Raw genomic sequence first — 13,074 nt, 5'->3', positions numbered from 1 at the left:
ATGTCGACCACAGAAGCACCCCGCACCGACGAGGCCCCTCGCTCCCGTCCGTCCGCACTGCCCGCGCGCCAGGCCGCTCTCATGAGCTCCTCGCGCGTCGAGCAGAAGGGCAACATCGTCGTCAAGTGGATCACCTCCACCGACCACAAGACGATCGGGTACATGTACCTGATCGCGTCGGTGCTGTTCTTCCTCCTTGGCGGCGTCATGGCGCTCGTCATCCGTGCAGAGCTGTTCGCTCCCGGGATGCAGATCATCCCGACCAAGGAGCAGTACAACCAGCTGTTCACGATGCACGGCACGATCATGCTGCTGATGTTCGCGACGCCGCTGTTCGCAGGCTTCGCGAACGCCATCCTGCCGCTCCAGATCGGTGCACCGGACGTCGCGTTCCCGCGTCTGAACGCCTTCGCCTTCTGGCTCTTCCTCTTCGGCTCGACGATCGCTGTCGCAGGATTCCTCACGCCGCAGGGTGCCGCATCGTTCGGCTGGTTCGCCTATCAGCCGCTGGCGAGCGCATCCTTCTCGCCGGGTGCCGGTGGCAACCTCTGGATGCTCGGTCTCGGCATCTCGGGCTTCGGAACCATCCTCGGTGCCGTGAACTTCATCACGACGATCATCACGATGCGCGCTCCGGGTATGACGATGTGGCGCATGCCGATCTTCACGTGGAACACGCTCATCACGAGCCTCCTGATCCTCATGGCGTTCCCGGTGCTCGCCGCCGCGATCTTCGCCGCCGGCGCCGACCGCGTGCTCGGCGCGCACATCTACGACCCGGCCAACGGTGGAGTCCTGCTCTGGCAGCACCTCTTCTGGTTCTTCGGGCACCCTGAGGTCTACATCATCGCCCTGCCGTTCTTCGGAATCGTCTCGGAGATCTTCCCGGTCTTCAGCCGCAAGCCGATCTTCGGGTACAAGACCCTGGTCTACGCGACGATCGCGATCGCCGCTCTGTCCGTCGCCGTCTGGGCACACCACATGTACGTCACCGGGTCCGTCCTGCTGCCGTTCTTCGCCCTCATGACCATGCTCATCGCGGTGCCCACCGGTGTGAAGATCTTCAACTGGATCGGAACGCTCTGGCGAGGCTCTGTGACGTTCGAGACCCCGATGGTCTTCGCGCTCGGCTTCCTCGTCTCCTTCGTCTTCGGTGGTCTCACGGGTGTCATCCTCGCGGCCCCGCCGCTCGACTTCGCGCTGTCCGACTCGTACTTCGTCGTCGCGCACTTCCACTACGTCGTCTTCGGCACCGTCGTGTTCGCGATGTTCGCGGGCTTCTACTTCTGGTGGCCGAAGTGGACCGGACGCATGCTCAACGAGCGCCTCGGCTACGTGCACTTCTGGATGCTGTTCATCGGCTTCCACATGACCTTCCTCATCCAGCACTGGCTGGGCGTCGACGGTATGGTCCGTCGCTACGCGGATTACTCCGCGGCAGACGGCTGGACCTGGGGCAACCAGGTGTCGACGATCGGTGCGATCATCCTCGGCGCGTCGATGCTGCCGTTCTTCCTGAACGTGTGGATCACGTCGCGCAAGGCGCCGAAGGTCACGGTCAACGACCCGTGGGGCTACGGTGCATCGCTCGAGTGGGCCACGTCGTGCCCGCCGCCGCGACACAACTTCACGTCGATCCCGCGTATCCGCAGTGAGCGTCCGGCATTCGACCTGAATCACCCGGAGGCGGCGGAGTTCACGACCACCGTCCCCGGCGAGCGAGAGGGCCACTGAGCCATGCGCGACAACGTCATCCTCTGGTGGGTCCTCACCGCCTTCTTCGCCCTGGTCGGTGTCGTGTACACCGGCTGGCACATCCTCGCCACGCCCGCGGACAACTTCGCCGCGCGCATCGAATGGGTCGGCACCGTGGCCCTGTTCTTCGCGGCGTTCATGGGCGCGATGATCGCGTTCTATCTTGACCGCACGCACAAGGCTCAGAACGGTGAGCTGCCGGAAGACATCCTCACCAGCGACATCGACGACGGAGACCCCGAACTGGGTGAATTCAGCCCGTGGTCGTGGTGGCCGCTGGTCCTCGCCGGTTCCGCTGCGGTGTTCGTGGTCGGTCTGGCTGTGGGGCACTTCCTGCTCCCGATCGGACTCGCGATCTTCGTCATCGCGATCGTCGGTTGGGTGTACGAGTACTACCGCGGCAACTTCGCTCGCTGAGACATTTCATCAGAAAGGCCCCGGGATTCATCCCGGGGCCTTTCTGATTCCCTGCGTCTCAGGCGTGAGTTCGGACTCTCGGGATGCCGGTGAGGGGGTCGACGGGCCGTCGGTGGACCCCGTCGGCATCCTCGACCGGATACCCCTCACGGACCCAGTACTCGAACCCGCCGATCATCTCTCGAACCTCGTAACCCAGCTTGGCGAACTCGAGCGCGCCCTTGACGCCGGCGTTGCAACCGGGGCTCCAACAGTAGACGACGACCGAAGCCCCGACGGGTATCTCGCGGGGCGCACGGGCTGCGATCTCGCTGTAGTGCATGTGCACGGCCCCAGCGACGCGCCCCTGAGCCCATGCCGCTTCGGAACGCACGTCGATGATGACGGGTTCGTCATCGGACGAGAGCGCTGCATGCACATCGCTGGCATCGGTCTCGTAGGCGAGTCTGGCAGCGAAGTAGTCGGCACGATCGATCATGACGCCAGCCTAGGAGGCGCGATGTCCAGCCCGCCGCTGTCTTTCGGACGCCGGCGCATGCCTTCTTGCCAACCTGCGCGGGCGCGAAGTTCCGCGAGCGGCGAAGCTCAGAGCTCTGCGGTCATCTGCAGGCGTCGACCGTAGCGATCCAGACCCAGGTCAGCTTCCGTGTCGACGAGCCCCCGCTGGAACGCCGTCTCCGGGAGGCTCTCGAGGAAGCCGCAGGACGCGTAGAAGGGGGCGTTCCAGGGAATCTCCGCATATGTACGCAGGGTGATCCGCGTGTATCCGCGCTCTCGCGCCTCCGCGAGCGCAGCGTCGACGAGGAGACGCCCGAAACCCTGTCGTCCCGATGCCGGGAGCACCGACAGCTGTTCGAGATGGGCGTGCCCCTCTGCATCGAGAACGTGAACGAAGCCAACAGGGGAGGAGTCCACCGGATCCTCGAGAATCAGGACGAATCCGGGACTGCCCAGTCGCTCGAGGGCATCCCCGGCCGGAGGCCACTCGGGTGCGCCGAGGCTGTCGGTGAGCAGGGCGTCGGCGTGCGCTTCGATCATCCCGATGATCTGAGCGTCATCCGCGACCGCCGGGCGGATCACGGGGGTCATCGGACGCCCTCCGCGACGTCTGTGACATCCGCGACGGCGGCCACGGCTTCGATCTCGACGAGTTGGTGATCGTAGCCGAGGACAGTCACTCCGAGAAGAGTGCTCGGCACGTCGTGTGAGCCGAACGCCGAGTGGATGACGTCCCAGGCGGTGACGAGATCTGCCTGCCGCGTCGATGCGACCAGGACTCGTGTGCTGATCACGTCTGTCATTGCGGCGCCGCTCGCGCGTAGCGCGGCCTGCAGCGTCTCGATGCAGCGCGCGGCCTGCGCGGCGTAATCGCCCGGAGCAGTGGTCGTGCCGTCGTCCTCGAGCGGACAGGCGCCGGCGAGGAAGATGAGCCGAGAAGTGGCCGGAGCGGTGGCCGCATACGCGTAGGGAGCGGCGGCGAGGTCGGTCGAACGGATGAGTTGGACTGCGGAGCTCATGCCACGATCCTTCCACGCCGAGATGGGAGGTGCCCGGACAGAAGAAAGGCCCTGTCCGAAGCAGACAGGGCCTTTCACGGGGGAGGGGCGGACTTACTCGCCCTCCTCCGTCTTCTTCTTGCGAGGCTTCTTCACCGGCTCCGTGGAGATGACGGTGCTCGGCGTGTTGGGCGTCTCGTCGACGTGCGTCTCGCTGACCGTGAGCGGGGCATCCGGGAACCCGGCGCGCTCGTGCGCTCCCTGGATCTCGGCGGCCTCGGTCTCTTCGTTGTGAGCCGTGACGTGGTGCTGGTGAGCATCTGCGGCCTCGATCTCGGCCTGCGTGAGCGGGGCGAGACGGTCCTCGAAGAACCACCGCGACACGGAGGAACGCAGGTTCTCAGTCCACGAGATGCGGCCCTTGGCGTTCGGACGGACGACGAGCGGCTCGTAGCCGTCGACATCGATGAGCTTCCAGCGGTCGTACTTGTCGACCGGCTGGTGCACCTCGATGAATTCGCCGCCGGGGAGACGCACGATGCGGCCCGACTCGTAGCCGTGCAGCACGATCTCGCGGTCCTTCTTCTGCAGAGCGATCGCGATGCGCTTCGTGACGAAGTATCCGAGGATCGGGCCGACGAACAGCAGGGCCTGCAGGGTGTGGATCACACCTTCCATCGTGAGCATGAAATGCGTCGCGATGAGGTCGGAAGATGCCGCAGCCCAGAGCACTGCGTAGAAGATGACACCGGCCACGCCGATGGCGGTGCGGGTCGCGGCGTTGCGGGGACGCTGCGCGATGTGGTGCTCGCGCTTGTCGCCCGTGACCCACGCCTCGAGGAAGGGGTAGATCGCGACGAGCACGATGAACAGACCGAGCACCGCGACCGGGAGCAGGATGCCGAACGACCAGGTGCGGTCGAGGAACACCACGTCGAGGTTCGACGGAGCGAGTCGGAGCGCGCCGTCCGCGAAGCCGATGTACCAGTCGGGCTGGGTACCGGCGGACACGGGAGACGGGTCGTACGGGCCGTAGTTCCAGATCGGGTTGATCTGGAAGAACGTCGCGATCAGGACGATCGTGCCGAAGACGATGAACAGGTAGCCGCCCATCTTCGACATGTAGACCGGCATCATCGGGTACCCCACGACGTTGTCGTTCGTGCGGCCGGGGCCGGCGAACTGCGTGTGCTTGTTGACGATCATCAGCATCAGGTGCACGACGATCAGGCCGATGACCAGCAGCGGCAGCAGCAGGATGTGCAGCGTGTAGAGGCGGCCGACGATGTCGGTGCCCGGGAACTCGCCGCCGAAGAGCAGGAACGAGATCCAGGTGCCCACGACCGGGAAGCCCTTGATCATGCCGTCGATGATGCGGAGGCCGTTGCCCGAGAGCAGGTCATCGGGGAGCGAGTAGCCGGTGAATCCCTCGGCCATGGCCAGGATGAAGAGCACGAAGCCGATGACCCAGTTGAGCTCGCGCGGCTTGCGGAAGGCCCCGGTGAAGAAGACGCGCAGCATGTGCACGCCGATACCGGCGACGAACACCAGAGCGGCCCAGTGGTGGATCTGGCGGACCAGGAGACCACCGCGGAGGTCGAACGAGATGTGCAGCGACGACTCGAGGGCAGCCGACATCTCGATGCCACGCATCGGGGCGTAGGCACCGGTGTAGTGCGTCTCGACCATGGATGCCTGGAAGAAGAACGTCAGGAAGGTTCCGGAGAGGAACACGACCACGAAGCTCCACAGCGCGATCTCGCCGAGCATGAACGACCAGTGGTCGGGGAAGATCTTGCGTCCGAGCTCCTTGACGAAGCCGGAGATGCTGGTGCGCTCATCGATGTAGTTCGACGCGGCGCCGACGAATCGGCCGCCGAGAGGCGCCTTGTTGTCCTTGTCCTCTTTGGACAGCGTTGCGGTGCTCAATGGCGCTCCCAGAAGCTCGGGCCGACGGGCTCGGTGAAGTCACTGCGTGCGATGAGGTAGCCCTCGTCGTCGACGGTGATGGGCAGCTGCGGCAGCGGACGTGCGGCAGGTCCGAAGATGACCTTGGCGTGATCCGTGACGTCGAACTGCGACTGGTGGCAGGGGCAGAGGAGGTGGTGGGTCTGCTGCTCGTACAGCGCCACGGGGCAGCCGACGTGGGTGCAGACCTTCGAGTACGCGACGATGCCGTCGTACGACCAGTCCTTGCGGTCTTCGGCCTCGATCAGCTGCTCGGGGCGCAGGCGCATCATCAGCACGATGGCCTTGGCCTTCTCCTCGAGGTAGCCGTCGTGGTGGCTGAGGTCTGCGAGGTCTTCCGGGATCACGTGGAACGCGGAGCCGAGGGTGACGTCCGCTGCGCGGATCGGCGTGCCGTCGGGGTCGCGCACCAGGCGCGCGCCCTTCTCCCACATCGTGTGCTTGAGCAGCGCGACCGGGTCGCCGGCAGTCGGGTCGTCGGGTGTGCTGTGCGGGGCGAGCCCGCGGAACAGCGTCACGCCGGGGATGATCGAGGCCACGATCGCTGCGAACAGCGAGTTGCGGATCATCGTGCGACGTCCGAAGCCGGACTCCTCGTTGGCGGTGGCGAATGCCTCGACAACCGCCTCACGGGTCGAGTCCTTGCCACGCGTCGGGTGGCGGTGCTCGATGTGCTCCTTGTCGCTCATCAGAGCCTTGGACCAGTGGATCGCACCGATTCCGATCGCGAGCAGTGCGAGCGAGATGCCGAGACCGATGAAGAGGTTGTTCTGACGGATGTCGATGAGCGCGCCGCTCTCGATGGGGAAGAGCATGTAGGCGGCGACCGCCCAGATGCTTCCCGCCAGCGAGAGATAGAACAGGGTGTAGACCGTGCGCTCCGCAGCCTTCTCGGCGCGCGGGTCCTTGTCGGTCATCCGCGCGCGGTGCGGCGGCAGCCCGGGGTTCTGCACGGGATCGCTGACTGCGACACCCAGCCCCGGAGAGGGCTGGTAGGCCCTGTCAAGAGCCTGCGAGTCGTCGTCGTGTGCCATGGTGCTCCTCGTACGTTCCTCTTCGATGAATAAGCGTCAGTTGGACTTCGCCGTGATCCACACGGTGATGGCGACGAGCGCGCCGATTCCGAAGATCCAGACGAACAGGCCCTCGGACACGGGACCCAGCGAACCGAGCGAGAAGCCGCCGATCTGCACCGACTGCTGCTGGTAGAGCAGAGCCGAGATGATGTCGCGCTTGTCTTCGTCGGACAGGTTCATGTCGCCGAACACGGGCATGTTCTGGGGGCCGGTGACCATCGCGGCGTACATGTGCAGCGCGCTGGTCTCGGTGAGTGCCGGAGCGTACTTGCCCTCGGTGAGTGCGCCACCCGCGGCGGCCACGTTGTGGCACATCGCGCAGTTGACGCGGAACAGCTCCGCGCCGTTCGCAACATCGCCCTCCCCGTCGAGAATGTGCTTGTCGGGGAACGTCGGGCCGGGAGCGGACTCCTGCACGAACGACGAGATCGCGAGGATCTGGTCCTCGGTGAACTGAGGCTGCTTCTGCGGTGCCTGCGGCCCCTGCATCTGCAGGGGCATGCGACCGGTGGAGAGCTGGAACTCGGTCGCGAGCTCACCCACGCCGTAGAGGCTGGGGCCGTTGGCGGTGCCCTGCAGGTCGAGTCCGTGACAGGTCGCGCAGTTCGCCTGGAACAGCTTCTCGCCGTCCTCGACGGTGAGCGTGCTCTCCGCAGCGGTCGTGGTGTCGGTCGCGGCGAACGCAGCCGATGCGCCGGCGTACACGGCGCCGGTGATCATGAGTCCTGCTCCGATGAGGGCCACCGCAGCCAGGGGGCTGCGACGGCCGTTCGAACGGCGCTTCTTCTCTCGTGCCATCTCGGGGATCAGCTCCGCTCTTATTTCAGGAAGTAGATAACGACGAACAGCACGATCCAGACGACGTCGACGAAGTGCCAGTAGTAGGACACCACGATCGAGGAGGTCGCCTCCTTGTGCCGGAAATTCTTGACGGCGTACGCACGTCCGATGACGAGCAGGAACGCGATGAGGCCGCCGGTGACGTGCAGTGCGTGGAAACCGGTCGTCAGGTAGAAGGCCGAGGCATACGAGTCGGCGCTGATCGGCATTCCTTCAGCGACGAGCGTCGCGTACTCCCACACCTGACCCGCGACGAAGATCGAGCCGAGAGCGAAGGTGAGGAAGAACCACTCGACCATGCCCCAGCCGAAGAGGCGACGGCGTCCCGCGCCGTTCTTCTGGCCCTTGGCGATCCGGTAGGGCTGCAGGTCCTCGGCCGCGAACACGCCCATCTGGCACGTGAACGAGGAGAGCACCAGGATGGCCGTGTTGACGAACGCGAACGGAACGTTCAGCAGTTCGGTGCGGTCGGCCCAGAGCTCGGGGGAGGTGCTGCGGAGTGTGAAGTAGATCGCGAAGAGTCCCGCGAAGAACATCACCTCGCTGCCGAGCCACACAATGGTGCCGACAGCTACCGGGTTGGGGCGCTTGATCGTTCTTGCCGCCGGGGCATACGTCGCTGAGGTCGTCACCCTTCCATTATGGCCGATCCTCGGGCGTGATTCTCGCACCGACGACCCTCAAATGGACCGGATTCGACTTAGGCAACCCTAAGAAAACACTGCGAATCCTCGGTGAATCCGCGGGAAACGGGGGATGCCGCGAGCGGGACCACTCGTGTGGAAGAGTCTGCACGTTTTCCCCGCGCCGATAGGATCGCACACATGGCTGATTCCCTGACCTGGTCCGACGTGCTCACCACTCTTCTGGAGCGTCGCGACCTCAGTGTCTGGGAGTCGACGTGGGCGATGCGGAAGATCATGCGCGGGGATGTCACCGAGGCGCAGCTCGCGGGCTTCCTCGTGGCGCTGCGCGCCAAGGGCGAGACCATCGACGAGATCGTCGGCTTCCGCGACGCGATCCTCGAAGCCGCCGTTCCTCTTCCCGTCTCGCCCGATGTGCTCGACATCGTCGGCACCGGGGGCGACCGTGTCGGAACAGTGAACGTGTCGACGACCGCGGCGGTGATCATCGGCGCGACCGGAGTGCCCGTGGTGAAGCACGGCAACCGAGCGGCGAGCTCGTCGTCCGGGTCGTCCGACGTGCTCAGCGCTCTCGGCCTCGAGCTGACGCTCGATCCGGCGTCGGTCGCGTCGATCCTCGACAGGACCGGCATCACCTTCGCCTGGGCGGGTGCCTTTCACCCCGGCTTCAAGCACGCCGGGGCCGTGCGCGCCGAGCTCGGGGTTCCGACGGTCTTCAACATGCTCGGACCGCTCTGCAACCCGGCGCGCGCGGAGGCGAACGCGGTCGGAGTCGCACAGCTCGAGCGGGTGCCGCTGATCACGGGCGTGTTCCGCACCCGCGGCGCGACCGCGCTGGTGTTCCGCGGCGACGACGGTCTCGATGAGCTGACGACGACAGGTCACAGCCGCATCTGGGAAGTCACCCGAGGCGACATCCATGAGCACGATCTCGACCCGCGTGACCTCGGAATCCCGCTCGCAGACCTGAGCGATCTCATCGGGGGATCGCCGGAGCACAATGCCGAGGTGCTCCGCCGGACGCTCTCGGGCGAGATCGGCCCGGTCCGCGACATCGTGCTGCTGAATGCGGCCGCGGGCATCGTCGCCTACGAGCTCTCCCAGGACGCGAATCAGGTGCAGCGCCCGATCCTCGAGAGGCTGCGCGAGGGGTACGCCCGTGCTGCGGCGGCCGTCGACGACGGTCGCGCCGCCGCGAAGCTCGACGAGTGGATCGGCGTGAGCCGGGAACTCGCCACGGCGTAGGTCGCACATGGACCCGGTCGCCGCGCTGCTCGAGATCGCATCGCTGCTCGAGCGCGAGCGGGCGTCCCGATATCGGGCGAAGGCGTTCCGTCAGGCGGCGGCCAGTCTGCAGCAGCTGCCGGATGACGTCCGCTCAGACCCGACCAGGCTCCGCGCGGCCAAGGGCATCGGCGAGTCGACGTTCGCGGTCATCCGGCAGGCCCAGGGGGGAGAGGTCCCCGACTATCTCGTGGAGCTGCGTGGCGAGGTCGAACCGGAGATCGTGTCGGAGCTCAGGGGAAAGCTGCGCGGCGATCTGCACGCGCATACGGACTGGTCCGACGGCACGACGTCGATCCCGGTGATGGCGGCCGCCGCGCGAGCACTGGGACACGAGTATCAGGCCGTGACGGATCACTCGCCGCGGCTCAGGGTGGCACGGGGGCTGTCTGCAGACCGGCTGCGCGAGCAGATGCCGCTCGTCCGGGCCGAGTCGGGGGAGGGTTTCGCTCTTCTCGCCGGCATCGAGGTCGACATCCTCGACGACGGTGCCCTCGACCAGGAGGACGCGCTGCTCGGCGAGCTCGACATCGTCGTGGCGTCCGTCCATTCGAAGCTGCGGATGGACGCGAGGCCGATGACCGCGCGCATGATCGACGCGGTGTCGAATCCCCGAGTCAACGTTCTCGGGCACTGCACGGGACGCCTCGTGCAGGGTGAGCGCGGAACTCGACCGGCTTCCGCCTTCGATGCCGAAGCGGTCTTCGCCGCGTGCGCGGACAACGGCGTCGCCGTCGAGATCAACTCCCGACCGGAGCGGCAGGATCCGCCGGACGAGCTCATCGCGATCGCGCTCAAGGCGGGATGCCTGTTCTCCATTGACTCCGACGCCCACGCTCCGGGGCAGCTGTCGCTGCTCGACCATGGGGCCGCACGAGCGGAACGTGCCGGCGTGCCCGCATCGCGCATCATCACGACCTGGGGGCTCGAACGTCTTCTCGCCTGGGCCGGCTGACCCCGTCGCCCGAGGGCGTGGGCGAGCTCAATCTCCTGTCGTCGCCACGGCGGCGATCGCGCGGGTCATCGAGGTGCCGAGGTTCCACTTCTCCGCGACAGCGGTCGCCACATCGACGTCCGACGGGTCCAGCGGACGGAGCGCGGCATCGGGTGCCGTGATCTCGAGAGCGGTCGCGACGGCGACGACCGTCGGCGCGACGTCGAGGTAGTCCGATGCGGCGAGCACCTTGGCCCGCACGCCGGCACTCATGCCTTCACCGGATTCCGCGGCGGCGCGGACTCCCGCGAGGTCTCCGTGCGCCTGCAGCAGGGTGGCCGCCGTCTTCTCGCCGACCCCGGCGACGCCGGGCAGGCCGTCGGATGCGTCGCCGCGCATCGTGGCGAAGTCGGCGTACTGGCTAGGCAGCACTCCGTACTTCGTGACGACGACCGAATCCGTGACGATCTCGAGGTTGCTCATGCCGCGCGCCGTGTAGACGACGCGAACGTCCCGTGCGTCATCGACGAGTTGGAACAGGTCGCGATCCCCCGTGACGATGTCGACCGGCATGGTGGCGTGCGTCGCCAGGGTGCCGATCACATCGTCGGCCTCATGCTCGGCCACGCCGATGATCGGAATCCCGAGCAGCCCGAGGGTCTCGCGGATCAGAGGGATCTGCGCCTCGAGCGGATCCGGCACCTCTTCGACGTCGGGTCCGGTCGGGACGGCCTCCACCACGCGATGCGACTTGTAGCTCGGGATCAGATCGACCCTCCACTGGGGGCGCCAGTCGTCGTCCCAGCAGGCCACGACGTGGGTCGGTTCGTACAGCGTCACGAGCTTCGCGACGATGTCGAGCATGCCCCGCACCGCGTTGATCGGAGAGCCGTCGGGAGCCGTCACCTTGTCGGGCACGCCGTAGAAGGCGCGGAAGTAGAGGCTTGCGGTGTCGAGCAGGAGGAGCTTGTCGGCGCGAGGCATGAGCACAGTCTTGCAGTGCCCGCCGGATTCCGTCATCGTCATCCTCCGTCGGCGCCCGACATCTGATAGCCTGAAGTGTCACTCGTGGCGTGCCTGTGCATGCCCTCGTGGCATCGAACACCCCATCAACCGCTGTGGAGCATGCTGTCGGACGTGCGCGTCCGTTGCCCCGCAGCCCGAGACTCCATTCAACAAGGACAACCCACTACATGACTACCGCAACGACCGCCCCGGCCACCAAGCAGGTCGCCATCAACGACATCGGATCTGCTGAGGACTTCCTGGCCGCGGTCGAGAAGACCCTGAAGTTCTTCAACGACGGCGACATCATCGAAGGCACGATCGTCAAGATCGACCGCGACGAGGTCCTGCTCGATGTCGGATACAAGACCGAGGGTGTCATCCCCTCGCGCGAGCTCTCGATCAAGCACGACGTCGACCCCAACGAGGTCGTCAAGGTCGGCGACGAGGTCGAGGCCCTGGTTCTCCAGAAGGAGGACAAGGAAGGCCGTCTGATCCTCTCCAAGAAGCGTGCTCAGTACGAGCGTGCCTGGGGAGACGTCGAGAAGATCAAGGAGAACGACGGCGTCGTCACCGGCACCGTCATCGAGGTCGTCAAGGGTGGCCTCATCGTCGACATCGGCCTCCGTGGCTTCCTCCCGGCCTCGCTCATCGAGCTGCGCCGCGTCCGCGACCTCACGCCGTACCTCGGCCAGGAGATCGAGGCGAAGATCCTCGAGCTCGACAAGAACCGCAACAACGTGGTCCTGTCGCGCCGCGCTCTGCTCGAGCAGACGCAGTCCGAGTCCCGCACGACGTTCCTCAACAACCTGCACAAGGGTCAGGTCCGCAAGGGTGTCGTCTCGTCGATCGTCAACTTCGGTGCGTTCGTCGACCTGGGTGGCGTGGACGGCCTCGTGCACGTCTCCGAGCTGTCCTGGAAGCACATCGAGCACGCCTCCGAGGTCGTCGAGGTGGGCCAGGAGGTCACCGTCGAGATCCTCGAGGTCGACCTCGACCGCGAGCGCGTCTCCCTGTCGCTGAAGGCGACGCAGGAGGACCCGTGGCAGGTGTTCGCCCGTACCCACGCGATCGGTCAGGTCACGCCGGGTAAGGTCACCAAGCTCGTTCCGTTCGGTGCGTTCGTGCGCGTCGCAGACGGCATCGAGGGCCTCGTCCACATCTCCGAGCTCTCCAGCAAGCACGTCGAGCTGGCCGAGCAGGTCGTCTCCGTCGGCGAAGAGGTGTTCGTCAAGGTCATCGACATCGACCTCGAGCGTCGCCGCATCTCGCTGTCGCTGAAGCAGGCCAACGAGTCGGTCGACCCCAACGGCACCGAGTTCGACCCGGCTCTCTACGGCATGCTCGCTGAGTACGACGAGAACGGCGAGTACAAGTACCCGGAGGGCTTCGACGCCGAGACCGGTGCGTGGAAGGACGGCTTCGACGCTCAGCGCGAGGCATGGGAGCAGGAGTACGCTGCAGCCCAGGCTCGCTGGGAGGCCCACAAGGCTCAGGTCACCAAGGCGGCCGAGGCCGAGGCTGCTGCCGGCGAGGACTTCGGCGGCCAGGCGTTCTCGAGCGAATCCGCCGGTGCGGGCACGCTCGCTGACGACGAGGCACTCGCGGCTCTGCGCGAGAAGCTCTCGGGCGGCAACGCGTAAGCATCACGCTTT

At 66.1% G+C, this 13,074-nt stretch carries 13 protein-coding genes; 5 read left to right on the top strand and 8 right to left on the bottom strand.

Features of this window, described 5'->3' with window-relative positions; translation table 11 throughout:
• Positions 1-1,734 (top strand): cytochrome c oxidase subunit I, encoded by a 1,734-nt coding sequence (gene ctaD, locus IXW21_RS06360; RefSeq protein ID WP_194763423.1) that lies wholly within the window; start codon positions 1-3, stop codon positions 1,732-1,734.
• Positions 1,735-1,737: 3 nt separating this feature from the next.
• Entirely contained in the window at positions 1,738-2,172 is a 435-nt protein-coding gene (locus IXW21_RS06355; protein WP_194763422.1) for a cytochrome c oxidase subunit 4, read from the top strand.
• A gap of 58 nt (positions 2,173-2,230) precedes the next feature.
• Here the strand turns inward: IXW21_RS06355 and IXW21_RS06350 are convergent, their stop codons facing one another.
• The 7 genes from IXW21_RS06350 to IXW21_RS06320 form a co-directional block, all read right to left on the bottom strand.
• Complete coding sequence (locus IXW21_RS06350) at positions 2,231-2,650, bottom strand: rhodanese-like domain-containing protein (RefSeq protein ID WP_194763421.1); 420 nt, start codon at positions 2,648-2,650, stop codon at positions 2,231-2,233.
• Positions 2,651-2,757: 107 nt separating this feature from the next.
• Positions 2,758-3,261 carry a GNAT family N-acetyltransferase gene (locus IXW21_RS06345; RefSeq protein ID WP_194763420.1) on the bottom strand — a complete coding sequence of 168 codons (504 nt, stop codon included), beginning with the start codon at positions 3,259-3,261 and terminating at the stop codon, positions 2,758-2,760.
• Complete coding sequence (locus tag IXW21_RS06340) at positions 3,258-3,689, bottom strand: RidA family protein (protein WP_194763419.1); 432 nt, start codon at positions 3,687-3,689, stop codon at positions 3,258-3,260. The genes IXW21_RS06345 and IXW21_RS06340 overlap by 4 nt, the downstream gene beginning before the upstream one ends.
• Positions 3,690-3,782: 93 nt before the next feature.
• Complete coding sequence (locus tag IXW21_RS06335) at positions 3,783-5,597, bottom strand: cytochrome b (protein WP_194763418.1); 1,815 nt, start codon at positions 5,595-5,597, stop codon at positions 3,783-3,785.
• A complete protein-coding gene (locus tag IXW21_RS06330) occupies positions 5,594-6,670 on the bottom strand; it encodes a ubiquinol-cytochrome c reductase iron-sulfur subunit (protein ID WP_194763417.1) in 1,077 nt (358 codons plus the stop codon). The genes IXW21_RS06335 and IXW21_RS06330 overlap by 4 nt, the downstream gene beginning before the upstream one ends.
• A 36-nt stretch (positions 6,671-6,706) precedes the next feature.
• Entirely contained in the window at positions 6,707-7,510 is an 804-nt protein-coding gene (locus IXW21_RS06325) for a c-type cytochrome (RefSeq protein WP_194763416.1), read from the bottom strand.
• Positions 7,511-7,530: 20 nt separating this feature from the next.
• On the bottom strand, positions 7,531-8,184 hold the full coding sequence (locus tag IXW21_RS06320; RefSeq protein WP_194763415.1) for a cytochrome c oxidase subunit 3: 654 nt from the start codon (positions 8,182-8,184) through the stop codon (positions 7,531-7,533).
• 192 nt (positions 8,185-8,376) lie between these two features.
• Here IXW21_RS06320 and trpD point away from each other — a divergent pair, with 192 nt between their 5' ends.
• Together trpD and IXW21_RS06310 are read left to right on the top strand one after the other, a co-directional pair.
• Entirely contained in the window at positions 8,377-9,441 is a 1,065-nt protein-coding gene (gene trpD / locus IXW21_RS06315; RefSeq protein WP_194763414.1) for an anthranilate phosphoribosyltransferase, read from the top strand.
• Between the two features lie 7 nt (positions 9,442-9,448).
• Complete coding sequence (locus IXW21_RS06310) at positions 9,449-10,435, top strand: PHP domain-containing protein (RefSeq protein ID WP_194763413.1); 987 nt, start codon at positions 9,449-9,451, stop codon at positions 10,433-10,435.
• Positions 10,436-10,462: 27 nt separating this feature from the next.
• Here the strand turns inward: IXW21_RS06310 and IXW21_RS06305 are convergent, their stop codons facing one another.
• Positions 10,463-11,398 carry a 5'-3' exonuclease gene (locus IXW21_RS06305; protein WP_194763412.1) on the bottom strand — a complete coding sequence of 312 codons (936 nt, stop codon included), beginning with the start codon at positions 11,396-11,398 and terminating at the stop codon, positions 10,463-10,465.
• A gap of 209 nt (positions 11,399-11,607) precedes the next feature.
• Here IXW21_RS06305 and rpsA point away from each other — a divergent pair, with 209 nt between their 5' ends.
• On the top strand, positions 11,608-13,062 hold the full coding sequence (gene rpsA, locus IXW21_RS06300) for a 30S ribosomal protein S1 (protein ID WP_194763411.1): 1,455 nt from the start codon (positions 11,608-11,610) through the stop codon (positions 13,060-13,062).
• The last annotated feature ends 12 nt before the right edge of the window (positions 13,063-13,074 follow it).

The sequence above is a fragment of the Microbacterium sp. UFMG61 genome (genome assembly GCF_015354505.1).
In the GTDB taxonomy this organism is placed as follows: domain Bacteria; phylum Actinomycetota; class Actinomycetes; order Actinomycetales; family Microbacteriaceae; genus Microbacterium.
This window is presented reverse-complemented; position numbering and strand designations above follow the sequence as displayed.